The sequence below is a fragment of the Tenacibaculum adriaticum genome, assembly GCF_008124875.1.
Taxonomy (GTDB): domain Bacteria; phylum Bacteroidota; class Bacteroidia; order Flavobacteriales; family Flavobacteriaceae; genus Polaribacter; species Polaribacter adriaticus.
In genome coordinates this window covers 709,489-732,579 of the sequence record NZ_VNIA01000002.1, presented here as the reverse complement: position 1 = coordinate 732,579, position 23,091 = coordinate 709,489, and the positions used below count along the sequence as shown (strand labels likewise).

Here is a 23,091-nt window from a genome sequence, read left to right as displayed (position 1 = left end):
AAACCAGTTAAATTTTCTCACCACCAATATAAACACTCTCAATTAAATTACTACCAAAGCTGTAAGGTAAAAATCCGTAAGACGGAATCTCTTTTGTTAGGAAGAAGTTCGCCTTTTTTCCTTTGGAAATTGAGCCCACTTCATCCGATAAGTTCATGGCATACGCACCGTTAATGGTGGATGCGTTTATAGCTTCTTCCGGAGTCATTTTCATTTTAATACACGCGGTTGAAACTACAAAATTCATATTTCCTGAGGGTGTAGAACCCGGGTTGTAATCGGTTGCTAAGGCTAACGGTAAACCTGCGTTGATAATATCGCGTGCCGGTGTGTACGGAATACTCAAAAAATACGAACAAGAGGGTAGGGCAACAGGCATGGTCTTAGTGCCTTGTAAAGCTTTGATATCTTCAGGATTCATCACCTCTAAATGATCTACCGAAAGTGCGTTGTGTTTTATACTTACTTGCACGCCACCAATGGTTGTAAATTGATTTACGTGTACTTTTGGTGTGAGTCCGAGTGCAACACCTGCTTTTAAAATTCTATCCGTATGTGCTACCGAAAAATAACCTGTTTCGCAAAAAGCATCAATAAATTCGGCTAAGTTCTCTTCGGCAATTTTGGGTAACATTTCTTCAATGATCAAGTTGATGTAACCCTCTTTATTGTTTTTATATTCCTTCGGAAAAGCATGCGCACCCAAAAATGTTGCTTTGATAGGAATGTTATAATTCTCTTTTAGTTTTTTAATAACGCGAAGCATTTTTAGTTCTGCTTCTACGGTAAGTCCGTAACCTGATTTAATTTCAATAGCTCCGGTACCTAATTGCATCACTTCTTTTAAACGTTTTGCTGATTGCTGATACAAATCTTCTTCAGATGTTTCTTGCAGTTTTTTAGCTGAGTTTAAAATTCCGCCACCTTTATTGGCAATTTCCTCATAGGTTAATCCGTTGATGCGATCTACAAACTCTTGCTCACGATTACCAGCATATACAATGTGTGTATGAGAATCACACCACGTTGGTAAAATCATTTTCCCGGAACAATCAATTGTGTTATCTGCTGAAGTTGGCGCATTTTCCATCGAACCAAAATCGATGATGGTATCGCTTTTAATCAGTAAAAAAGCATTTTTAATAGTAGGTAACATACTCATGTCTTTACCCGATACTTTTTTTACAGAGGCGTCTCTAACTTGAATAAGTTCTTTTATGTTGGTGAAAAGTGTTGTCATATAGTTTTTACTTACAGACAAAAGTAGTTAAAACTATAATCATCTAAAATAAGTTTTAGTATGAGTAGTTGTAGATTATTTTACAGAACTATTATCATTAATTTTTATGTCAATAATTTTTCCATTTATATCTGTTGTGATTGAAGAGATTGTTTTTTTAGGGTAATCTCCTGCTATAAAAATAACACAATCGTCATTTCTGTCTTTTAGTTTACTTAAAGAAAAATGAAAAGTAGAATCATTAGATTTCAATAATTCAACACTGAAGTCATTTCCAAGCCTTCCTAAATTATGATGATTCTTCTTATTTAAAATTAGAAATACTTCAACAAAATTTAATCCACTATCATATGTGAAAATAGTATCATTTCTTTTTCCTATAAATATTGAATCATAGTTTGTTAAATTTAACTTATAAAATTCAATATTCTTGTAAAACTTTAGATTTTTAATTACATCAGTAGTGTCAATTTGGAATGTGAAATCTGATAAACCATCATCTTGATTTTTAACTTTATTAAATGATAAACTTTGCTTAAGTCCGTTAGATATTACTCTTGTATTAGTTTTATTTTTACAAGAAAAAATAAAAACAAAAATTAAAAGAAGTATCGTTTTGTAAAACGTTTTGTTTTTCATAGTTAATTTCAGTGTGTTAAAATATCTATCGATTTAATGGTTGATGGTCTCTAATGTAGATAATTTTAAATAAAAGATTTTGATAAACAGGTGATTACCTTCTTCTACCAGAATAGGTCATGGCTTCTCCTTTACCAAAACCGTAGCTTATACCAAATGTAATAAAGCGTCCGCGTAAGCTATAATCATAGGTTGAAAAGGTAGTTTGGTTTACAAATCGCTCTTGAATTCTTGAAGCAAATACATCTCTAACCCCCAAATTAGCTACTATTTTTCCTTTAAATATTTTTTTACGTAACCCTAAGTCTAAAAAAGCAAAACCACTTTGTTTTCCTTGTACAGTTTCAAATCCTGAGCGATAATTTCCATTCAATTCTAAATCGATGTCTGCCGGTAATCCTATTTTAGAACCTAATCTTGTTGACCATTGGCTACCGGTAAAATCAAAAATTTGATCTTCAAAAGTTCCTTTTCTATCAAAATAATTGAAGTTAAAATCTCCGTTAAACGTTAACCACTTAGCAGGACTGTATTTTCCGTTGGTTTCAAAACCATACGTTGCGTTTGTACCAATGTTTTCTGGAGTTGTATATGTTACATCGTTATCAAAAGTAGAAACACGTTCAACTACATCGGTGGTATATCTGTGGTATAAACTTGAGCTTAAAGATGCTTTTCCGATTTTATAAATACTGGTCAATTCATAAGAGTGTGTAAATTCTGGTAGTAAATCTGGGTTACCCACTCGTACATTAAAGTTATTTCTAATGTTGAAAAACGGATTTAAGTCCCATAATCGTGGTCTAAAAATACGTTTTGAGTATCCTGCTTGTAGTGAAAAATTTTCACTCAATTTATAGGATGTATGCAAGGTAGGGAATAAGTTAGTAAAGTTTCGTGCGTTTGCTTCATTAGTATTGGTTAGTAGTGTGTTAAGATCGGTATTCTCAACGCGTAATCCTACTTTTACACCCCAAGCATCATTTTCATAAGCACCAGTTGCATAAACTCCTAAGACCTTTTGATTCCATTCAAAGTTGTTAGTAAGGTCTTCATCAATTTCATACGCACCATTTACAAAATTTTCAACTTCAAAATCGTTACCCACATCATTAATAACGTATTGTACACCTGTTTCTAAGGTGTATTCTTTAGAAATCGGATTTACATAATCTGCCTTTAATGTGTAATCTGCTTGTTGAAAATTAGTAGCTGTACGCTGATTGCTGTCTACATTTTCACCTTCAACAGTGGTGTCTGTAAACAAAGAGGATTGATCTTTTCCAAAAAAACTTCCCAAAGCACTTAACTGGAATGTGTGATCTTTGCTATTTTTAAAGGTCTTTTTCCAGTTGAACTCATATTGCCATTTTGGGTTGGTAGCTTCGGTCGTTTCTTTTCGTATCCAACGAGAATCTAAATTACTCTCTGTAAAAGAACTGAAATTGGTTTCTGAAGGTTGATCTTCAATTTCATAGGCGAAATTTCCAGAAAGCGTAAACACATTGTATTCATTCAAGTGATAATCTGTACCCAACGTAATGTTGAAAAAGCTTTCATTTCTAAATTCTTCTCCTATACTGGCAATTGTTTTTCCACTTGTTTTGTTAAAATTGTTGGCTTCGGTATCTCTTGGTAGAGAACGATAACCAGCACCAAATTGTGAAAACAAATTAAATTTTTCTGTTCTTCGGTTGATACTTACACCAATACTGTGATTATCAGGAATTCCTGTATTTGCAGAAATTGATCCGTTCCATCCTTGTTTTTCTTCTTTTTTTAAGATGATATTTAAAATCCCAGAAGTACCAGACGCTTCATATTTTGCAGAAGGATTGGTGATTACTTCAATACTTTCAATCATATCAGCAGTGATAGTACCTAATGCATTACTTGATTGATCTGCCAACACAGAAGGTTTACCATTAATTAAAATTTGCACGCCACCGCTTCCTCGTAGAGTAACTTCTCCTTCGATATTTACATTTACAGAAGGAACATTGTTCAGGACTTCTAAAGCGCTAACACCTGTACTACTTATATCTTTTCCAACATTAAAAACACGTTTGTCTAATTTAAAAGTAGTTTTAGAAACTTCACCAGATACAACTACTTCATCCAAAGCTTGATTATCTGATGCAAGTTGCACAGTTCCTAAATCTATTTTGTTATTAGAAACAGAAAACTTGTTGATAGTTTTTGTTTTATAACCCATAAAACTAACTTCAAAGTAAATATTAGCATTAGGTACAGCTACATTAAACTTTCCATTATCATCTGTTGTTGTTCCTGTAATTACTTTTTTAGTGTCATTATTGAATATTGCAACGGTTGCGTAGGGGATAGGTTGAGCAGTTTCTTGTTCCACTAAAGTTCCTGTAATTTTTATGTTTTGTGCTTGAGAAACACTAGTAAAAATTAAGACTAAAAAGAAGGTTATATGTTGAATGTGGTTTTTCATTTTTTTGATTAGAATTTTTTCATAAAAACTGAAATAAGTCCAGTATACGTAGCTAAATTACTTGAAAATAAGTTTAGCGACAAAACAATGTTAAAACAAAAAAGCCGAACAAAACTGTTCAGCTTTCTTAAAGTTATATTAAAAAAATTATTTCAAACTTCCTGTCATATCAGCAGGCTTAACCCACTCATCATATTGTTCTGGAGTTACATAACCTAAACGGACAGCTTCTTCTTTTAACGTTGTTCCGTTGGCATGTGCAGTGTTTGCAATTTCGGCTGCTTTGTAGTAACCAATCTTTGTATTTAAAGCAGTAACTAACATTAACGAATTGTTTACTAATTCTTCAATTCTACCATGATTTGGCTCTATACCTGCAGCACAATTCACATCAAAAGAGACACACGCATCTCCAATTAATTGAGCGGATTGTAATACGTTTGCTGCCATCATTGGTTTAAATACGTTTAATTCGTAATGTCCTTGTGTTCCACCTACAGTTACAGCAACATCGTTACCCATAACTTGTGCACAAACCATAGTAATAGCTTCTGCTTGAGTAGGATTTACTTTCCCTGGCATAATTGATGAACCTGGTTCGTTTGCAGGAATAATTAATTCGCCAATTCCTGAACGAGGACCTGAAGCCATTAAACGAATGTCGTTTGCAATTTTATTTAAAGAAACCGCTAACTGTTTTAAAGATCCGTGAGTTTCTACCAACGCATCGTGTGCAGCTAAAGCTTCAAATTTATTTTCTGCAGTAACAAAAGGTAGTTTTGTGAATTCTGCAATGTATTTTGCAACTAAAACATCATAACCAGCAGGAGTATTTAACCCTGTTCCAACAGCAGTTCCACCTAATGCTAATTGAGATAAGTGCGCTAATGAATTTTTTAAAGCTTTTAATCCGAAGTTTAATTGTGCTACGTAACCCGAAAATTCTTGTCCTAAGGTTAACGGAGTAGCATCCATTAAGTGTGTACGACCAATTTTAACTACGTCTTTAAAATCTTCTGATTTCTTTTGAAGTGTATCACGTAATTGCTCAACTCCAGGAATCGTTACTTCAACAATCTTTTTATAAGCTGCAATGTGCATTCCTGTAGGGAAGGTATCGTTAGATGATTGCGATTTGTTAACATCATCATTTGGCTGAATGGTTTTTTCTCCTTCACCAATTACTTTACCAGCAATTTCGTGTGCTCTGTTAGCAATAACTTCATTTACATTCATGTTACTTTGTGTACCCGAACCTGTTTGCCAAATAACTAGCGGAAATTGATCATCGTGCTTTCCTTCTAAAATTTCATCACAAACTTGGGCAATTAAGTCACGTTTTTCTTGTGCTAAAACACCCAGTTCACAGTTAGTGTAAGCAGCAGCTTTTTTTAAGTAAGCGAATCCGTAAACAACCTCTAAAGGCATAGAAGCAGCAGGACCAATTTTAAAATTGTTACGAGAACGTTCTGTTTGAGCTCCCCAGTATTTATCTGCAGGAACTTCAACTTGTCCCATAGTATCTTTCTCTATTCTGTATTTCATGTTGTTGATGTTATGTGTTAAAGCATCAAATTTAAGAAAACTAAGAGAAACGATTGTTGAAATGATTGTTGAAATATTTTAAATTTTGCTACTAAAAATTGAAAATATATTTTATTTTTGCATTTATAATTTTCAATACAAACAAATGTTAGATTTTTCAGAATTTTCAGGATTAGTTTTATTCATGTTTATTTTTACCACTGGATTTTGGTTGTTAATTTTCTTATTAACGTTTGTGGTTCCTTACTGGATTGGTGGAACTATTTGGGAAAACTGGAAATTAAAGCAAGAAGCGAAAAAAGCATCAGAAGGTAAATAAGCTGCTTTTAAAATATAGAAATAAAAAAGGTTCGCATTTTGCGAACCTTTTTTATGGTGTTTTTTGATAGTTAATATTCTTAAGAATATTTTAATTATCCACTAAACTCTTCACCATTACCATCACCACCTCCACTATTTGGACGTTCTTGTTTTTTCTTTTGATTAAATCTGTACGTAAAGTTTAAAGATATTTGACGCTCTCTCCATTGAAAAATTCCGTCGTTTATAGATTTTAAATCTCCATTATCCTCATATAAATAAGTTGTATTCTCTCTCTTTCTAGTATTAAATAGGTCGCTTACATTTAAAACCAAAGTAGCTTTGTCTTTAAATAAATCCTTGCTAAAAGCTAAATTAGTAATAAACATCCCTTTTCTACTGCTTTGTGCGTCGTCTTGTGGGCCACGGTACATTACTCTTGTTTGCCATTCAATTTTAGCAGGTAAAGTTATACGCGAGTTAAAACGAGCAAACCAACTACTTTCATTTACTTCATTTAAAGGAGTAGTAACTTGTTGTCCGTCAGGAGCTGTATATACGTAAGTAAAGGCGTCTGTTTTAAATTTAAAGTAGTTAAAAGAAGCGCTTAAACGCACTTTTTTTGATGGATTGAAGTTGGAAGTGAATTCAAAACCATAACGTTGCTCATCATTCAAATTTAAGGGCTGGCTTACAGTTACATCTGTTTCTATTCCATTTATATTTCTTTCTTCTAAAATAGAAACCCTTTGAATTACATCTGTTGAATACTGATAATAAAGAGAGGCTCCTAGATTAAATTTACTAATTCTTGTATTATATCCTAAATCGTAAGAACTCGTGTAAGTCGGATTTAGATCAGGATTACCTCTAAACACATTGGTAGCAGAACTTCTACTTTCAAAAGGATTTAAAAACCAGTGACGAGGTCTTCTTAGTCTTTTTGCGTATCCTAAAGTAAAGTTATCATTATCATTTAATTCGTACCCAAAGTTAATCGTAGGAAACCATTTAGTGTAATTTTTCTCATTAAAAAGATCTTCATTAATTAGATACAAATCAATTTCAGTAATTTCTGATCTCAAGCCAAATAAGTAAGAAAACTTATTTATTTTACTACCAAATTGAGCATAAAATGCATAAATATCTTGTCGGAAGTCTATCGCATTAGATAAATCTCTATCAAAAGGATCTCCATTTCCATCCCTAACTTTAAAATCTGAATGTAAATCTTGTAAATCAGCTTTGTGTCCTAGTTCTAGTTGACTATTTTTTCCAATAGGTAACACATAGTCTAACTGTAATAATTTAGAAGTAGAATTGGTTATTTGAGAGTTTTGTTCAGATAAATCTCCATCAACTGTAATTAATGCAGGTTCATTTTGTTTGCTATCACTATACTGTAGATCAACAGTTAATTTTTGTCCTTTATCATCAATATTATTGGTATAGTTAATAGAGTATTGAGTATCGGTACCATCTTCTTTTTCGTTTTCGATTCTTGTTTGATTACCCGTTAAAGTTCTATTGGCATCAAAAAATTCGGTGTAGTTTGTAGCAACGTCATCATCCTCGGATTTTCTATAGAAAAAAGTACCCGTAATAGAACTTTTTTGGTTTAAGTAATATTCTAAACCAATAGAAGCGTTATAATTATTGCTTTTACGATCAAAAATTCTATCCTCTTTTCTATAATTATCTATTATGCCATTTTCAAAATTAGTAAAAAAGCTTTCGGAGTTACCAGGACCTTTTCTGTATCTATAACCTAAGTTAGAGAACAAATTAATTTTTTTAGTTCTGAAGTTTAAGTTTGTTCCTATTGCGTATTGTTCAGGATGGCCAATAGTGGTATTAACAGAACCATTAAAACCAGTAATTTTTCCTTTTCTAAGAATGATGTTTAAAATACCAGCTGTTCCCTCAGCGTCATAACGTGCCGATGGAGAAGTTATCACCTCTACTTTTTCAATAGCATCTGCAGGAAGATTTCTTAGTGCATCTGTACCGCTTAAACCAACTAGTGCAGATGGTTTTCCGTCAATTAAAATTCGTACATTTTCATTGCCACGTAAACTTACGGCACCTTCAGCATCTACGTTTACAGAAGGAACATTGTCTAAAACATCAGACGCATTTCCTCCTTTTAGGGTCATGTCTTTCCCTACATTGTATATTTTTTTATCTAAACGAATTTCAACAGTAGACTTTTCAGCAATAATCTCTACTTCATCTAATTTTTCAGCATCTTCAGATAATGCAATAGTACCTAAGTTTGTGTTTTCGGCCAAATTTTTTTGAGGAAGAGGTTTTGTTTTGAACCCTATAAATTCTACTTTCATATCGTAAACTCCCTTTGGAGCTTCAATAGAAAAATTTCCTTGAAGATCGGTTACACCACCTAAAACACGCTTAGTTTTTACATGAGTTAATACTAAAGTTGCGTATTCTAAAGGTTGTTTGGTAGATGTTTCTATTACCTTACCCGTTAATGTGATTTTAGAAGTATTCTCCCTAGAATCAGGTCTTTGGGCAAAAGTAGATATGCTAAAAAGCAATAATAAAAATAATATTTTTTTCATTAGTTGATATTATGATGTTATAAATACTTAAGACCACGAAGTTCTATAAAGGTTTAATGCACCTGTGTTAAAAGTCTGTTAAAGAAAAAGACCGCTATTGCGGCCTTTTTAATTGTGAAATAATAAGATTTTATTTCTTTTTATTTTTGGTAGACTTTTTTTGAATTTCCTGTTGTTCTTGCGCTTGTTTCATAGCTGCATCTAGACGTTGTCTAAACTTACTAGTTTTAACAGGTTTTTTCTTGTTTTCTTGAATTTGAGCATGAATTTTATCTTCGTCAATTACGTAGTTTTTAATCACCAACATAATAACAATCGTTAATAAGTTTGAAATAAAATAATATAAACTTAATCCACTTGCATAGTTGTTAAAGAAGAATAACATCATAATAGGAGAGAAGTAAATCATATACTTCATCATTTGGCTCATGTCTGGCATTCCTTCTTGTGGTGGTGCCTGCATGTTCATTTGTTGACTTTGATTCATCTTCATGTAAAAGAAAATAGCAACCGAAGCTAAAATTGGGAATAAACTTACGTGATCTCCATAAAAAGGAATTTTAAAAGGAAGTTTAAAAATAGTATCGTAAGACGATAAATCATTTGCCCATAAAAAAGCTTTCTGTCTAAAGTCAATATTTGTTGGGAAAAATTTGAATAATGCAAAGAAAACAGGCATCTGTAATAGGGCAGGGATACAACCCGACATCATGCTAACACCGGCTTTTCGTTGAACTGCCATCACTTCTTGTTGACGCTTCATCGCATTTTCTTTTCCAGGATATTTTTTATTAATTTCTTCCATTTCTGGACGAATCACTTTCATCTTAGCACTTGATGAATACGATTTGTATAAAACAGGGGATAATAATAATTTAACGACAATTGTCATTAAAATTATGATGAAACCATAGTTACCAATAAATCCTTTTAAGAAGTTGAATACAGGATAAAAAACATATCTATTTAATGTTCCGAAAATTCCCCAACCTAAATCTGCAATTTCATCTAAATTAGTTTTTTCATATGTGCTTAACAAGTTGTAGTTTGTTGGTCCGAAAAACCATTTCATATTATAGTTTAATTCACCGTTAGTTAATGCCAAAGGTGTTTTTAATCCATAAGTTTTAGTAAATACGGTGTCTTTATCTTCCCCAAGAAAATCAACTGATTTTAATTTAGCTTCATTAAAAGGAGTGTCACTCATTAATACAGAAGAGAAAAAATGCTGTTTGAAAGCTATCCAATCTATGTCGCTAACAACATCATCATCTGTCATTTTTAAATATTCAACATCATCATCTGCTTTGTAGTAATAATAGGTATACATATTTTCTGTACGCATACTTTTTTCATTGCGAAAAGCTTTTAAGTTCCAATCTAAATTAATTTGTTGAGAACCATTAATTACATTATTTAAACCTTGAGAACGGACAGCAAAATCTACACGATAGTCTTTTGGTTTAATTTCGTATCGGTATTCTAAAAACTGGTTTTCTGATACTTTCAATTTCATAGAAAGTACTGTGTTTTCACCGTTTTTAGTTAAACTAGGTTCGAAAAGTAGATCTTGTGTATTTAAAATTCGGTTATCAGAAGTTCCGAAGTTAATATTAAAAGAAGCATTTTTATCTTTTACTAAATATAAAGGTAAAGAGTCGTATGTTTTAAATTTTTTAATTAACGCTTTGGTAATTTGTCCACCCTTATTGTTAATGGTTAATCGTAATAAACCATTTTCTATAACTGTTTCTCCTTCTTTTCCATTTATTGCGCTATGAGCAAAAGCTCCTAATTTATTACGCAATTCAATTTGTTGTAAAGAATCGTTTACTACTGTTGCTGTATTTTCTGTTAAAGAACTTTGTGGAGTTGTATTCTCGGTAACTTCTTCGGTTGTTGTAGTTTCTTCTGGTTCTACTTTAGGTTTTTGAGTGTTTACCCACCAAAGCATAATACCACCTAATAAAATCATCCCGATAAACGAGTTGAAGTCAAATTTTTTTTGTTCCATCGATATATGTTAAATGTCAACTTGTCATTTTCTCAAAAATTGTCTGAGAAAACCCGACAAATGTAGTAAAACCGTATATATTTTAGTTGATTTTACTGTTATTAATTTTGATGAGCTATGTAACTCAAAGAGCGTTCCAAGATAAATTGTATAAAATCAAACAATCCTGTAAATACTTACAGGATTGTTTGATAAAACTATTTTTTAGATTGTTGTAAAGCTGCTTTTATAAAACTAACAAATAAAGGATGCGGATTTAACACCGTGCTTTTATATTCAGGGTGATATTGAACGCCTACAAACCAAGGGTGCGATGGAAGTTCAATAATTTCTACCAATCCTGTATCAGGATTTATTCCAGTAGCTTTCATTCCTGCATTTTCTATTTGTTCTTTGTAGTCGTTGTTAAATTCGTATCTGTGACGGTGACGCTCACTAATTTTAGTCGTTTTATAAGCTTCATAAACTTTAGAATTTTCTGTTAATTCACAATCCCAAGCTCCTAAACGCATGGTTCCACCTTTTTCTGTAACTTCTTTTTGTTCCTCCATTAAATTGATAACTGGATGAGGCGTTTTTCTATTCATCTCAGTAGAATTAGCTTTTTCTAAACCTAAAACATTACGAGAAAATTCAATTACAGCCATTTGCATTCCGAGACAAATTCCAAAGAATGGAATATTATTTTCACGAGCATATTGAACTGCTGAAATCTTTCCTTCAATACCACGATCGCCAAATCCAGGAGCTACTAAAACCCCATTTACACCTTCAAGTTTTTCTATAATATTTTCTGGAGTTAATTCTTCAGAATGAATCCAGCGTACATTTACTTTAGTTTCGTTAGAGGAACCTGCATGTATAAATGCTTCGGTAATTGATTTATATGAATCGTGTAATTCAACATATTTTCCGATTAACCCTATTTCAATTTCATTTTTAGGATTTTTGTGTTTTTGTACAAAATCATTCCATTCGATTAGAGCAGGCTGTTTTTCTGTGGATAATTGTAATTTTTCTAAAACAACACGATCTAAGCCTTCCTTAAACATTAAATTAGGAACATCATAAATGGTTTCAGCATCTAAAGACTGAATTACATTTTCCTTTTTAACATTACAAAATAAGGCTAATTTACGTTTAATGTCATCGGAAAGCTCATGCTCCGTTCTACAAACCAATACATCTGGATCTACACCGCTTTGCATTAACATTTTTACAGAATGCTGTGTTGGTTTTGTTTTTAATTCACCAGCTGCAGCGAGGTAAGGAACTAATGTTAAATGAATAATAATTGCATTTTCTTCTCCTAATTCCCACTGTAATTGTCTAACAGCTTCCACATAAGGTAACGATTCAATGTCTCCTACAGTTCCTCCAATTTCAGTTATTACAATATCAAATTCACCAGTATTTCCTAAAATTTGGATTCGGTGTTTAATTTCATCTGTAATATGTGGAATTACTTGTACGGTTTTTCCTAAAAACTCTCCTTTACGCTCTTTGTTTATTACTGATTGATAAATTCTTCCAGTAGTAACATTGTTTGCTTGAGAGGTAGGAATATTTAAAAAACGCTCGTAATGGCCTAAATCTAAATCTGTTTCAGCCCCATCGTCAGTAACATAACACTCACCGTGTTCATAAGGGTTTAGGGTTCCTGGATCAATATTAATATAAGGGTCTAGTTTTTGAATCGTAACCGAATAGCCTCGTTCTTGTAGTAGTTTTGCTAAGGATGCGGCAACAATTCCTTTACCAAGAGATGAAGTTACGCCCCCTGTTACAAAAACATATTTAGTGTTGTTCATGGTGTTGTTAGGTTTGGGCAAAAGTAAGAAGTATGTTATTTACAGCAAATAAAAAAGTAGAAAATCATTAGAAAATAATTACTAATTTTGCATTTCAAAAAATAATTCAAAAAAAATAATTTTTGGATTTGCTAAAAAGAAAAACTGTTGTATATTTGCCCACGCTTTTAGCAGACGAAATTTCATAAAAGCAAAAAACATATTTAAGAAGATTTTTAAAGATATAGATAATGCCAAAAAGAACGTACCAACCATCGAAAAGAAAGAGAAGAAACAAACACGGTTTCAGAGAAAGAATGGCATCTGCTAATGGTAGAAAAGTATTAGCTAGAAGAAGAGCAAAAGGAAGAAAGAGCTTAACAGTATCTTCAGCTCCAAGACCAAAGAAATAATGATTAACAATTGTTAATATTTAAGGTGTTACTATTTTTTAGTAACACCTTTTTTTATGCCTAATAAGTACTATTTTTACAATTAACAACACAATATATTACAAAAATGCCTAAAAGACAAGACCTTAAGTCGATTTTAATTATTGGTTCTGGCCCTATTATTATTGGTCAAGCCTGCGAATTTGATTACTCAGGAACACAAGCGTTAAGATCTCTTAGAGAAGATGGAATTGAAACAGTTTTAATCAATTCTAATCCAGCAACAATCATGACAGATCCATCAATGGCAGATCATGTTTACTTGTTGCCTTTAAATACAAAATCGATAATTCAAATATTAAAAGAACATCCACAAATTGATGCCGTTTTACCCACTATGGGAGGTCAAACAGCTTTAAATTTATGTATAGAAGCTGATGAAAAAGGAATTTGGAAAGACTTTGGAGTAGAAATTATTGGAGTTGATATTGATGCGATTAATATAACTGAAGATCGTGAGAAGTTTAGACACTTGATGTTAGACATTGGCATTCCAATGGCACCACAAGCAACAGCTACTTCTTTTTTAAAAGGTAAAGAAATTGCTCAAGAATTTGGATTTCCATTAATTATTAGAGCTTCTTTCACTTTAGGTGGAGAAGGAGCTTCTTTTGTATATAAAGAAGAAGATTTTGATGAATTATTAACGCGTGGTTTAGAGGTTTCGCCTATCCATGAAGTAATGATTGATAAAGCTTTAATTGGTTGGAAAGAATACGAATTAGAGTTGTTGAGAGATTCAAATGATAATGTGGTTATTATTTGTTCTATTGAAAATATGGATCCGATTGGAATTCATACTGGTGATTCTATCACAGTTGCTCCAGCAATGACTTTAAGTGATAAAACATATCAAAAAATGCGTGATATGGCTATCCATATGATGCGTAGTATTGGAGATTTTGCAGGTGGATGTAATGTTCAGTTTGCTGTAAGTCCAGATGAGAAAGAAGAGATTATTGCTATTGAAATCAACCCACGTGTATCTCGTTCATCAGCATTAGCTAGTAAAGCAACAGGGTACCCAATTGCAAAAATAGCGGCTAAATTAGCCATGGGATATCATTTAGATGAATTACAAAACCAAATTACAAAATCTACGTCAGCTTTATTTGAGCCTACTTTAGATTATGTAATTGTAAAAATTCCACGTTGGAACTTTGACAAGTTTGAAGGATCAGATCGCACATTAGGATTGCAAATGAAATCTGTTGGTGAGGTGATGGGAATTGGACGTTCGTTCCAAGAAGCATTACACAAAGCAACACAATCATTAGAAATTAAGCGTAACGGTCTGGGAGCAGATGGCAAAGAAAATAAAAAGTACGATGAAATTATAGAGAAGTTAACAAATGCTTCTTGGGATCGTGTATTTATTATTTATGATGCCATTGCAATGGGAATTCCATTGAGTAGAATTCACGAAATTACAAAAATAGACATGTGGTTTTTAAAGCAATATGAAGAATTACACTTGCTTAAAAATGAAATAGCTACTTTTAAAATAGACACTTTAAATAGAGAGTTGTTATTAGAAGCGAAGCAAAAAGGATATGGAGATCGTCAGATTGCACATATGTTAGGTTGTTTAGAAAGTGAAGTATATAATAAACGTGAAGAATTAGGAGTTAACCGTGTTTACAAATTAGTAGATACCTGTGCTGCCGAATTTGAAGCAAAAACACCGTATTACTATTCAACTTTTGAAAGTGATATGGAAGTGAACGGGAAACGCTATACAGATAATGAAAGCGTTGTAAGCGACAAGAAAAAAATAATAGTATTAGGCTCTGGACCTAATAGAATTGGACAAGGAATTGAGTTTGATTACTGTTGTGTTCATGGGGTTTTAGCAGCTGCAGAATGTGGTTATGAAACGATTATGATTAACTGTAATCCAGAAACGGTTTCTACCGATTTTGATACTGCTGATAAATTATATTTTGAGCCAGTTTTTTGGGAACATATTTATGATATCATCAAACATGAAAAACCAGAAGGCGTTATTGTTCAGTTAGGAGGGCAAACTGCTTTAAAATTAGCTGAAAAATTATCTAGATATGGTATAAAAATTTTAGGAACAAGTTATGAAGCATTAGATTTAGCAGAAGATAGAGGATTGTTTTCTAACTTATTAAAAGAAAATAATATTCCTTACCCTCAATTTGATATTGCAACAACAGCAGATGAAGCTGCTGCAATAGCGGAGGTGTTAGATTTTCCTATTTTAGTACGTCCATCGTATGTATTAGGAGGACAAGGAATGAAGATTGTTATTAATAAGGAAGAGTTAGAAAAGCATGTAGTGTCTTTATTAAGCCAAATGCCAGGAAACCAACTATTATTAGATCATTATTTAGAAGGAGCGATTGAAGCTGAAGCAGACGCAATTTGCGATGGTGAAAATGTGTACATCATAGGTATTATGGAGCATATCGAACCTTGTGGAATTCACTCTGGAGATTCTAATGCAACCTTGCCACCCTTTAATTTAGGAGAGTTAATTTTAGAGCAAATTAGAGAATACACCAAAACAATTGCTTTAGCGTTAAAAACTGTAGGGTTGATTAACATCCAGTTTGCGATTAAAGATGATAAAGTATATATCATTGAAGCAAACCCAAGAGCATCTCGTACGGTTCCGTTTATTGCAAAAGCGTATAAAGAGCCGTATGTAAACTATGCTACTAAAGTGATGTTAGGAGAGAAGAAAGTAACTGACTTTACTTTTAATCCGCAGTTAGAAGGCTTTGCAATTAAACAACCTGTTTTCTCATTTAACAAATTTCCGAATGTAAATAAGAAATTAGGACCAGAAATGAAGAGTACTGGAGAGAGCATTTTGTTTATAGAAAGCTTACGAGACGACCAGTTTTACGATTTATACTCAAGAAGAAAAATGTATTTAAGTAAATAATCAAATAACATTAAAAAATCCGAAGTGAAAACTTCGGATTTTTTGTTTTAAAGAATTCATTTATAAAGGAACTATTTTAATGCTTTAGCTGCTGCTAATAATAGTTTTTCATCAATTCTATTTTTATAATCAGGACTTATATATTCAAACAATATTTCACTTTTTTTATTGATAATATATACTGAAGGAGCTGGTAAAACTGAATTGTTTTGTCCTTTTGAAGCTTTGCTTAGCATATCACCATATTTGGTGGGAGCTTTAAAAGCTATTCCTAAGTTTTGGATAAGTTTTGTAGATCCGTCAGAGATTAATTGATATTTTGAAGAATACTTATTTGCTACTTCAGGAATTGCATCTGGACTTACAGCGACAATTTGATAGCCTAAATTAATTAAATCATCTTCAATGGTTCTTAAACCTTCTAATTGACGATTACAATACGGGCACCAACCTCCACGATATACAATTAATACAGTATTTTGTTGGTTAAAAAGTTTGTCAGTTTTTAGTTCTTCTCCTTTTGAGGAAACAACAGAGGTGTTTGGAATTTTTTCACCAATTAATAAAGGAGAAATTTCTTCTGCTAAGTTTGCAATTTGTGCATTTGAAAATTGAAAAGCCAAAATAATTAAGGTAAGAGATAGTAAATATTTCATTATGTAGTTTATTTTCAGTTTTAGTCATCGAAAAGAAAATACCTTACAAGAAACTTAAATTTTATTCGAAAATAGCAACGGCTCTCACTGGCGACCCAGTTCCGCCTCTTATTTTAAGTGGTAATCCGATAAAGCGGAATCTTCCTCTGCCAATTAACTTATAAAGGTTAATCATATTTTCATAATGAGTGAAACCTAATTCACCACAAATATGATGAACTTCTTTGTTGGAAACTCCTGGAACACCAGGAGACATAGTTTCGACTCCAAAAGCTGCGATATTCTATTTACCTAGCCAACGAGCACATTCGGCTGTTATTCCTGGCCCGTTTCCTCAATCTTTTGTGTTAAATGCTTTTCTATAATGATCTGTATAAATTAAAACAGTATCATTTTTTTTATGGTGATATTGTCTTTTTTAAGTGCTTCTTGTATATCTTCGGAAGTAATTAATTCTTGAAATTTCTTATGTGAAAAATCAACACAAATACCTTCTGTATAAAACATAGAAAGAGGCATTGTGTCTATAGATTTTCCTTCGTGTTCACGAGCCATATGATTGAGAGCATCAACATGAGTACCTGTATGTTCCCCTAACTCTAATTTATATACTGCTGGAGTCGAAGTTGTTGGGTTTTTAATATTGTTCCATTCTTCGTGCGTGTTGTGAACGGACATTTTTACCTGTGGAAGACTTTTGTAAACAGGCATTCCTTCATAAATTTCTTGACTCAAATCAATTATTTCAGCCATTTATTTAGAATTTTTCAATTCAATTTTCACATTATAGTTTTCTAAATCTTTTATGTAATTTTCTGACATAAAATCTTCACTATCAAATTCTTCTTGTCGGTTCTTTTTCATTTCTATACGCTTTAAAGCTTTCAAAAAACGGCGAACTTCTAAATCGTCATCGACAATAATTCCAGGAACATAACAGCTTTTCCCTTTTTCATCTTTAGCAACCATGGTAAAATATGAAGAATTACAATGCTTTATTTCGCCAGTTCTAATATTTTCTGCCTCTACACGAATACCTACAACCATAGAAGTTTTACCAGCATAATTAATAGACGCTTTCATAGTTACAAGTTCACCTACTTCAATAGGGTTTAAAAAATCAACAGTATCAACCGATGCTGTAACGCAATACTTTCCAGAGTGTTTAGATGCACAAGCAAAAGCAATTTGATCCATTAGTCGAAGGATATATCCCCCGTGAATTTTTCCGCTAAAATTAGCAGATGAAGGGAGCATTAATTCGGAAATTGTAATGCGTGTTTCTTCTACGTGTTTATACTTATTTTTCATTGTCGCTAGATCTAGAACCACCAAAATGAGGCGAATTTTCTTCTTCTACTTTAGTTACAAAATATTTAGTGTCTCCAAGCCAAAAGAATTTTCCATATCTTTCTTTATAGGTTACTTTAACATAACGACCTTGTAGTTTTTGTAAATCGTGGATGGCTTCTTTCTGGTTATCTTGAATAGAGAATTGAAAAATTTGGGCTCCTGAAATTCCTTGACTAATTTCCCCTTCCCAAGTTTTCACTAAAACACCTTTTCGGCTAATTTTAATGAGCTCTCCAGATCTAACACCTTCGCTGTAAGGAACATAATAAATAAAGGCATAATACGATCCTGCTAAGAGTAAGACAATAAGTAGGATAACGGCTAAAATTTTCTTCATTTAACAAAAGTAATATTTATATTTTTACTTGAAAATGAAAATAGTAAGTTTGTATTGCTTTAAAAAAGTTAAGAAATGAATTATATTTTATTTGATAGTAATGTTAGAAAAGCCTTACTACCATTCACATATACACGTCCTGTAGCAGATATTAGAATAGGAGTTTTAACTATTCGTGAAAAATGGGAAAAACATTTAGGATTAACAACAACGACGATTACCGAAGAGTATCTTGAAGATAAGTACCCGATGGTAGAAATGGATGATAATATTTTAGTAAACGCGTCTTATTTACCGACAAACGAGTTGGTAGAAATGGTGAAAAAATTAAGTAAAAATGAAGCTATTTTTAAAGGAGAAGATGTAATTGCATTTTACACTACAGATACACAAGAAGAAGTTGATTTTGAAATTTATAAACAAATAGAATTTGAAGATGATTTAATTCAGGTTAAAAACACATGGGATATTTTTTCTTTAAATGATAAAGCGTTACGTGCAGATTTTGAGCTACTAACAGAAGGAAGGAAATCACAACCAATACCAAATACAGTTCAATGTATTGGAAAAGAAAATATTTTTATTGAAGAAGGAGCTAAGCTTACATTTGCAACCTTAAATGCTACTACAGGCCCAATTTATATAGGTAAAGATGCTGAAATTATGGAAGGATCTGTAGTTCGTGGCCCTTTTGCGATGTGTGAGAATTCAATATTAAAAATGGGAACAAAAATTTACGGAGCAACAACTCTGGGGCCGTATTGTAAAGTAGGAGGAGAAGTAAGTAATTCTGTTTTATTTGCACATTCAAACAAAGGGCATGATGGTTTTTTAGGGAATTCAGTTTTAGGAGAATGGTGTAATTTAGGTGCAGACACAAATAATTCAAACTTAAAAAATAATTATGCAGAAGTGAAATTGTGGAGTTATGAAACGGGGCGTTTTGCTAAAACAGGCTTACAGTTTTGTGGTTTAATGATGGGAGATCATTCTAAATGCGGAATTAATACCATGTTTAATACAGGTACAGTTATAGGTGTGTCTTCAAATATTTTCGGTTCTGGTTTTCCAAGAAACTTTGTTCCTTCTTTTAGTTGGGGAGGAGCTTCAGGATTTACCGAATATAAAATGAATAAGGTAAATGAAGTAAATGAAGTGGTAATGAAAAGAAGAGGTATTGAGTATGATGAAATAGAGCAAAAGATTCTAGAACATGTTTTTGAAGCAACGCAACAATATCGAAATTATTAGGCTTTTTATAAAAAATATAAAAAAATCTCATTTAAAATTTTAAATGAGATTTTTGTTTTTTAATAAGTAAATTTATTTATTGATCTTTCTTAATAAATAAATAATAAAGATTGAATAGTACAATAAATAAGTTGGTGATAATAATAGGTAGATCGTTACCTAATAAAATTCCGTAATAAATAAATGCAGCACAACCAAAAGAATTAATAATTCTCAAGGTTTTTACATTCTTCATCATAAATGAAATGATAAGAAGTACTGAGGCTAAATAGCCTATCCAATCTGTAAATGTTATAGTTGATAAATCCATGGCGCGAAAGTAGTTTTTTTTATCAAATTTCACTTCCGAATAAAGAAAGTATTTCTTCTTTATAAATATAGATTTGTAGGGTGTTTGTGGTTAGTTTATAGGGCTAACTAAAATACTAGATTCAGTATTATGTTGTGTTGTTAATTCTTTAACCATTCTTAATAGTTACTGGAATACTGTCTTGAGATCCATATAGTTTTATTTCTGTAATATCTGCTGGCATATTTAAACCATTTTTTATAATTACATTTTTAACATTTCTTATTACATCACTTTTTACTTCAAGGGCACCGCGTTTGTATTCTTTAGTTTTTGTCCAAAAAATAACTTTTAAGTTTACTGTACTAACTCCCAATGAATCTACTGTTACAAAAGATTGATGATCTTCTGTGTCTATAACTCCAGAAGTCTTTATAACGGTATCTATAATTACTTTTTTAGCAAGGTCGATACTATCATCATAATCAATACCAACAATAAAATCTAAACGATAAAAACCATCTTCGGTATAATTATAAACTGCTTTTTTAATGATATCACTATTTGGAATATAGACATCCCTGCCATCAAAAGTTTTTAGTTTTGTGTACCTAAATTCCATTGTTTTTACGCTGCCAAAAATATCACCTATCATAACGGTATCATTAACATCGAAAGGACGATTGAAGGATAGAATAACCCCAGAAATAAAATTCTCTCCAACATCTTTAAAAGCAAAACCAATTATAACTGCTGAAGCACCGGCAGCAGTTAACAAGCCGGTTGCAATTCCACCTAAACCAGCAATTTTTAAAGCAAACATTACCACCAAGATTATCAATCCTAATTTAACTGCTTTTGTTAAGAAATTAGTCATTAATGGATCTTGTGTTTTAGAAGAAATTGTTTTTCTAAAAAGGTTTGCTATAAAATTTGAGAATAAAAAACCAATGGTAATAATTAGTATAGACACTATTATATCTGGCACTTGGTTTATAAAACTATCCCAATGCTGTTGTATTGATATTTTTAATTTATATAGTGTATTATTAAAATTCATTTTAGCTATTAGTTTCATTATTTTTTTCAAGTAATTCTTCTAAGTTGCAAATTGTTTCTTCAATTGCTTTGTCGAATTTATGATTGTTTGAGGAAGCAAAAATTCTAGAGTTTGGTGTGCTTAAACGTATTCCACAATATTTATAAGTTTTAATTTCATTATCAATCTTAAAAAAGAAATCAGCTTTTTTTAGTGAAGGATATTTGGTTTTAAGCTTATGTAATTTATTAATAGAAAGTAACTCTAGATATTCTCTAGAGTTACTATTAGCATATTCAAAAGTTATATTCATTTTTTATTTTTAAGATAAAACAATGTCTTCTTTTAACTGCTCAACAGTACTTTTTGTCCAAGCATTTAGCATCCAACTTGTTTTTTCTAATTCACCTATGTATCCGCCAATTAAATCAACAGTACCTTCATCATTCGCTTCTTCCGCCTTTTTTATAACAGAAGACATTTGTCTTAATAAGGTTTTATGGTCATCTAATAAAATATGAACCATATCTTTATCTGTTTGAAAAGGACTTTCTTCTGAAATAGTAGCAATTTTTAAATATCTACTATACCTGCTAATTGGGTGATATTGTAGGGTTAAGATGCGTTCTGCGATTTCATCAATTTTTGCTCTTGCGTCTACATACATTTCTTCAAATTTATCGTGTAATTCAAAGAAATTACCACCCGTAATATTCCAGTGAAAATTTCTTAATTTTTGATAGTATATGTGATAGTCTGCTAATAATTGATTTAATTCTTTTGCTACTGGTAAAATATCTTCTGTTTGTATGTTTAAATAATTCATTTTGTATGTTTTATAAGTTAATAATAATGAGATTCAAGAAAAAAGAGTAACTATTTGCTACTCCTTTTTTATATGTTAATTTGTTGTTTATTAAAGTTTTAAATCTTCAAAAACTGCAATTTCGGTGTCGTCTGTTTTTTGATCATAATATTCAACAACAAAATCATTATCTTTATTAAAGTATCCTACGCCATTAAAATCCTTACCATTAATTACATAGTAATTGTTATACTTTGATTTAATAGCTCTTGCAGAACTAATATCTTTGTTGTCTACTCTATATGTGATTAATAAGCTGTTTTTGTTTACATGAAAACCATATTTTTTACCTTTAAAATTGTAATATTTAATTTGTGTGGTTTTATCGTAAAAAGGATCCATATCATTATCAATCATAACTGTTTTTGTTACTGAGACGGGAGATGCAACTCTATCTTGATTTAATTGATGTTTTTGAGCTGGGTCAAACTGTGTATTTTTTGTTTTCTCTGTTACAACTTTAACTTTAGTATTATAAATAACACCGTTATCGCTAACATTTGTTTCTTTTTTTACCTTGGTAGTTACCATTTTGTCTGTTTGTGCACATAACATAGTACCTGATAACATTATTGCACTTAAAATTAAATTTCTCATTGTTTCTAAAATTTTATTGGTTAATAATTCTTTTTCGTGTGTTACACTACAAAGGTATGTTGACATTTCGTAAAGGTTTTGCTCATATCATTTTAGTCTTTGCTCATTTAAGAATTATTTATTGTTTTTGATTATATATCATGTTTTAAATTAAAAAAGACGCTTTAAAGCGTCTTTTATTGTGTATTTTGTAATTATATGCAGTACCTAAATTCTTTTAGTTCCACCTCTAATTAATGAGATTACAAATAATACTAAGAAGATAAAGAATAAAATTTTTGCAAACCCTGCAGCTGCACCAGCTATTCCTGAAAATCCTAAAATTCCGGCAATTAATGCAATTATAACAAATGTGATTGTCCAACGTAACATAATATATAGTTTTAAATGGTTAATAATTCTTTTTTGTTTTCACTACAAAGTTAGAGGAGTACTACTGTTTGTTTTTGCTCATATAAAAATGATCTTAACTCAAATACAAAATTTATTTTTTGCTTTTGAAATGAGCAAAGATTAAAATGATATGAATTAATAGAGATAGAAGTATCTACATAATTTTGTTTAGAATATAAAAACAAATAATATTATGAAACAAGGGCCAGAAGAGTTTAAGGTTGTAAAAGACAACCCTAAAAAAAAGAATAAAAATTATATTTTTCAAAATAATCAAATAACCAGAGTAGGTTTCTATATCGTTGCAACTGCATTATTAGTAGGAATTATAATGGTCTTGGTTACTGGTTTTTCTTTTTTATAATTTCTAA

23 protein-coding genes are annotated in these 23,091 nt (G+C 31.5%); 5 read left to right on the top strand and 18 right to left on the bottom strand.

Annotated features, from left to right (window positions below):
* Positions 1 to 7: 7 nt before the first annotated feature.
* The 4 genes from hutI to fumC all read right to left on the bottom strand — a co-directional run bounded on the left by hutI (position 8) and on the right by fumC (position 5,885).
* The gene (gene hutI / locus C7447_RS08660; protein ID WP_148870096.1) at positions 8 to 1,240 is read right to left on the bottom strand and encodes an imidazolonepropionase; all 1,233 of its coding nucleotides are present in this window, start codon (positions 1,238 to 1,240) and stop codon (positions 8 to 10) included.
* Positions 1,241 to 1,315: 75 nt separating this feature from the next.
* Positions 1,316 to 1,879: a hypothetical protein gene (locus C7447_RS08655; RefSeq protein ID WP_148870095.1), complete on the bottom strand. Its 564-nt coding sequence runs from the start codon at positions 1,877 to 1,879 to the stop codon at positions 1,316 to 1,318.
* Between the two features lie 94 nt (positions 1,880 to 1,973).
* Complete coding sequence (locus tag C7447_RS08650) at positions 1,974 to 4,340, bottom strand: outer membrane beta-barrel family protein (RefSeq protein WP_148870094.1); 2,367 nt, start codon at positions 4,338 to 4,340, stop codon at positions 1,974 to 1,976.
* Between the two features lie 147 nt (positions 4,341 to 4,487).
* Complete coding sequence (gene fumC, locus C7447_RS08645) at positions 4,488 to 5,885, bottom strand: class II fumarate hydratase (protein ID WP_148870093.1); 1,398 nt, start codon at positions 5,883 to 5,885, stop codon at positions 4,488 to 4,490.
* A 145-nt stretch (positions 5,886 to 6,030) separates the two neighbouring features.
* Here fumC and C7447_RS14790 point away from each other — a divergent pair, with 145 nt between their 5' ends.
* The gene (locus C7447_RS14790; protein ID WP_170245958.1) at positions 6,031 to 6,204 is read left to right on the top strand and encodes a hypothetical protein; all 174 of its coding nucleotides are present in this window, start codon (positions 6,031 to 6,033) and stop codon (positions 6,202 to 6,204) included.
* Positions 6,205 to 6,298: 94 nt separating this feature from the next.
* On the opposite strand, the gene C7447_RS08640 is transcribed toward C7447_RS14790, so the two are convergent.
* The 3 genes from C7447_RS08640 to C7447_RS08630 form a co-directional block, all read right to left on the bottom strand.
* Complete coding sequence (locus C7447_RS08640) at positions 6,299 to 8,767, bottom strand: TonB-dependent receptor domain-containing protein (protein WP_148870092.1); 2,469 nt, start codon at positions 8,765 to 8,767, stop codon at positions 6,299 to 6,301.
* 130 nt (positions 8,768 to 8,897) lie between these two features.
* The gene (gene yidC, locus C7447_RS08635; protein ID WP_148870091.1) at positions 8,898 to 10,781 is read right to left on the bottom strand and encodes a membrane protein insertase YidC; all 1,884 of its coding nucleotides are present in this window, start codon (positions 10,779 to 10,781) and stop codon (positions 8,898 to 8,900) included.
* A 197-nt stretch (positions 10,782 to 10,978) separates the two neighbouring features.
* Positions 10,979 to 12,592 (bottom strand): CTP synthase, encoded by a 1,614-nt coding sequence (locus tag C7447_RS08630; RefSeq protein WP_148870090.1) that lies wholly within the window; start codon positions 12,590 to 12,592, stop codon positions 10,979 to 10,981.
* Between the two features lie 230 nt (positions 12,593 to 12,822).
* Between C7447_RS08630 and rpmH the strand changes: the two genes are divergently transcribed.
* Together rpmH and carB are read left to right on the top strand one after the other, a co-directional pair.
* Positions 12,823 to 12,984, top strand: coding sequence for a 50S ribosomal protein L34 (gene rpmH, locus C7447_RS08625; protein ID WP_093871631.1), 162 nt, complete (start codon positions 12,823 to 12,825; stop codon positions 12,982 to 12,984).
* Positions 12,985 to 13,090: 106 nt separating this feature from the next.
* Positions 13,091 to 15,940, top strand: a complete 2,850-nt coding sequence (gene carB / locus C7447_RS08620) for a carbamoyl-phosphate synthase large subunit (RefSeq protein WP_148870089.1) — start codon at positions 13,091 to 13,093, stop codon at positions 15,938 to 15,940.
* A gap of 71 nt (positions 15,941 to 16,011) precedes the next feature.
* Here carB and C7447_RS08615 read toward each other — a convergent pair whose 3' ends face one another.
* The 5 genes from C7447_RS08615 to C7447_RS08600 all read right to left on the bottom strand — a co-directional run bounded on the left by C7447_RS08615 (position 16,012) and on the right by C7447_RS08600 (position 18,286).
* Positions 16,012 to 16,596, bottom strand: a complete 585-nt coding sequence (locus C7447_RS08615) for a redoxin domain-containing protein (protein WP_148870088.1) — start codon at positions 16,594 to 16,596, stop codon at positions 16,012 to 16,014.
* A gap of 61 nt (positions 16,597 to 16,657) precedes the next feature.
* On the bottom strand, positions 16,658 to 16,852 hold the full coding sequence (locus tag C7447_RS14975; protein ID WP_246143048.1) for a cyclase family protein: 195 nt from the start codon (positions 16,850 to 16,852) through the stop codon (positions 16,658 to 16,660).
* Between the two features lie 122 nt (positions 16,853 to 16,974).
* On the bottom strand, positions 16,975 to 17,349 hold the full coding sequence (locus C7447_RS14970) for a cyclase family protein (RefSeq protein WP_246143047.1): 375 nt from the start codon (positions 17,347 to 17,349) through the stop codon (positions 16,975 to 16,977).
* Positions 17,350 to 17,907 carry an acyl-CoA thioesterase gene (locus C7447_RS08605; protein WP_148870087.1) on the bottom strand — a complete coding sequence of 186 codons (558 nt, stop codon included), beginning with the start codon at positions 17,905 to 17,907 and terminating at the stop codon, positions 17,350 to 17,352.
* Positions 17,897 to 18,286, bottom strand: coding sequence for a 6-phosphogluconate dehydrogenase (locus C7447_RS08600; protein ID WP_148870086.1), 390 nt, complete (start codon positions 18,284 to 18,286; stop codon positions 17,897 to 17,899). Before C7447_RS08600 ends, C7447_RS08605 begins: the two co-directional genes overlap by 11 nt.
* 75 nt (positions 18,287 to 18,361) lie before the next feature.
* On the opposite strand from C7447_RS08600, the gene C7447_RS08595 reads away from it, so the two are divergent.
* On the top strand, positions 18,362 to 19,537 hold the full coding sequence (locus C7447_RS08595) for a GlmU family protein (protein WP_148870085.1): 1,176 nt from the start codon (positions 18,362 to 18,364) through the stop codon (positions 19,535 to 19,537).
* A gap of 76 nt (positions 19,538 to 19,613) precedes the next feature.
* Here the strand turns inward: C7447_RS08595 and C7447_RS08590 are convergent, their stop codons facing one another.
* The 6 genes from C7447_RS08590 to C7447_RS08565 form a co-directional block, all read right to left on the bottom strand.
* The gene (locus C7447_RS08590) at positions 19,614 to 19,847 is read right to left on the bottom strand and encodes a uroporphyrinogen decarboxylase (RefSeq protein WP_148870084.1); all 234 of its coding nucleotides are present in this window, start codon (positions 19,845 to 19,847) and stop codon (positions 19,614 to 19,616) included.
* 148 nt (positions 19,848 to 19,995) lie between these two features.
* Positions 19,996 to 20,886: a mechanosensitive ion channel family protein gene (locus tag C7447_RS08585; RefSeq protein ID WP_148870083.1), complete on the bottom strand. Its 891-nt coding sequence runs from the start codon at positions 20,884 to 20,886 to the stop codon at positions 19,996 to 19,998.
* Between the two features lies 1 nt (position 20,887).
* Positions 20,888 to 21,178: a 30S ribosomal protein S30 gene (locus tag C7447_RS08580; protein ID WP_148870082.1), complete on the bottom strand. Its 291-nt coding sequence runs from the start codon at positions 21,176 to 21,178 to the stop codon at positions 20,888 to 20,890.
* Positions 21,179 to 21,187: 9 nt separating this feature from the next.
* Positions 21,188 to 21,691, bottom strand: coding sequence for a Dps family protein (locus C7447_RS08575; RefSeq protein WP_148870081.1), 504 nt, complete (start codon positions 21,689 to 21,691; stop codon positions 21,188 to 21,190).
* A 90-nt stretch (positions 21,692 to 21,781) separates the two neighbouring features.
* Entirely contained in the window at positions 21,782 to 22,393 is a 612-nt protein-coding gene (locus C7447_RS08570; protein ID WP_148870080.1) for a hypothetical protein, read from the bottom strand.
* A gap of 141 nt (positions 22,394 to 22,534) precedes the next feature.
* Positions 22,535 to 22,699: a DUF1328 domain-containing protein gene (locus tag C7447_RS08565; protein ID WP_148870079.1), complete on the bottom strand. Its 165-nt coding sequence runs from the start codon at positions 22,697 to 22,699 to the stop codon at positions 22,535 to 22,537.
* Positions 22,700 to 22,913: 214 nt separating this feature from the next.
* Between C7447_RS08565 and C7447_RS14785 the strand changes: the two genes are divergently transcribed.
* Positions 22,914 to 23,084 carry a hypothetical protein gene (locus C7447_RS14785; protein ID WP_170245956.1) on the top strand — a complete coding sequence of 57 codons (171 nt, stop codon included), beginning with the start codon at positions 22,914 to 22,916 and terminating at the stop codon, positions 23,082 to 23,084.
* Positions 23,085 to 23,091 lie beyond the last annotated feature (7 nt).

Bases quoted from the DNA above. Each gene is read 5' to 3' on its own strand.
- C7447_RS08595 (WP_148870085.1), top strand. From the start codon at position 18,362: ATGAATTATATTTTATTTGATAGTAATGTTAGAAAAGCCTTACTACCA.
- C7447_RS08630 (WP_148870090.1), bottom strand. From the start codon at position 12,592: ATGAACAACACTAAATATGTTTTTGTAACAGGGGGCGTAACTTCATCT.
- C7447_RS08575 (WP_148870081.1), bottom strand. From the start codon at position 21,691: ATGAATTATTTAAACATACAAACAGAAGATATTTTACCAGTAGCAAAA.
- C7447_RS08600 (WP_148870086.1), bottom strand. From the start codon at position 18,286: ATGAAGAAAATTTTAGCCGTTATCCTACTTATTGTCTTACTCTTAGCA.
- carB (WP_148870089.1), top strand. From the start codon at position 13,091: ATGCCTAAAAGACAAGACCTTAAGTCGATTTTAATTATTGGTTCTGGC.
- hutI (WP_148870096.1), bottom strand. From the start codon at position 1,240: ATGACAACACTTTTCACCAACATAAAAGAACTTATTCAAGTTAGAGAC.
- C7447_RS14785 (WP_170245956.1), top strand. From the start codon at position 22,914: ATGAAACAAGGGCCAGAAGAGTTTAAGGTTGTAAAAGACAACCCTAAA.
- C7447_RS08650 (WP_148870094.1), bottom strand. From the start codon at position 4,340: ATGAAAAACCACATTCAACATATAACCTTCTTTTTAGTCTTAATTTTT.
- C7447_RS08615 (WP_148870088.1), bottom strand. From the start codon at position 16,596: ATGAAATATTTACTATCTCTTACCTTAATTATTTTGGCTTTTCAATTT.
- C7447_RS08640 (WP_148870092.1), bottom strand. From the start codon at position 8,767: ATGAAAAAAATATTATTTTTATTATTGCTTTTTAGCATATCTACTTTT.
- C7447_RS14970 (WP_246143047.1), bottom strand. From the start codon at position 17,349: ATGGCTGAAATAATTGATTTGAGTCAAGAAATTTATGAAGGAATGCCT.
- C7447_RS08565 (WP_148870079.1), bottom strand. From the start codon at position 22,699: ATGTTACGTTGGACAATCACATTTGTTATAATTGCATTAATTGCCGGA.
- C7447_RS14790 (WP_170245958.1), top strand. From the start codon at position 6,031: ATGTTAGATTTTTCAGAATTTTCAGGATTAGTTTTATTCATGTTTATT.
- C7447_RS08655 (WP_148870095.1), bottom strand. From the start codon at position 1,879: ATGAAAAACAAAACGTTTTACAAAACGATACTTCTTTTAATTTTTGTT.
- C7447_RS08570 (WP_148870080.1), bottom strand. From the start codon at position 22,393: ATGTCAACATACCTTTGTAGTGTAACACACGAAAAAGAATTATTAACC.
- C7447_RS08605 (WP_148870087.1), bottom strand. From the start codon at position 17,907: ATGAAAAATAAGTATAAACACGTAGAAGAAACACGCATTACAATTTCC.
- C7447_RS14975 (WP_246143048.1), bottom strand. From the start codon at position 16,852: ATGTCTCCTGGTGTTCCAGGAGTTTCCAACAAAGAAGTTCATCATATT.
- C7447_RS08585 (WP_148870083.1), bottom strand. From the start codon at position 20,886: ATGAATTTTAATAATACACTATATAAATTAAAAATATCAATACAACAG.
- C7447_RS08580 (WP_148870082.1), bottom strand. From the start codon at position 21,178: ATGAATATAACTTTTGAATATGCTAATAGTAACTCTAGAGAATATCTA.
- yidC (WP_148870091.1), bottom strand. From the start codon at position 10,781: ATGGAACAAAAAAAATTTGACTTCAACTCGTTTATCGGGATGATTTTA.
- fumC (WP_148870093.1), bottom strand. From the start codon at position 5,885: ATGAAATACAGAATAGAGAAAGATACTATGGGACAAGTTGAAGTTCCT.
- rpmH (WP_093871631.1), top strand. From the start codon at position 12,823: ATGCCAAAAAGAACGTACCAACCATCGAAAAGAAAGAGAAGAAACAAA.
- C7447_RS08590 (WP_148870084.1), bottom strand. From the start codon at position 19,847: ATGGATTTATCAACTATAACATTTACAGATTGGATAGGCTATTTAGCC.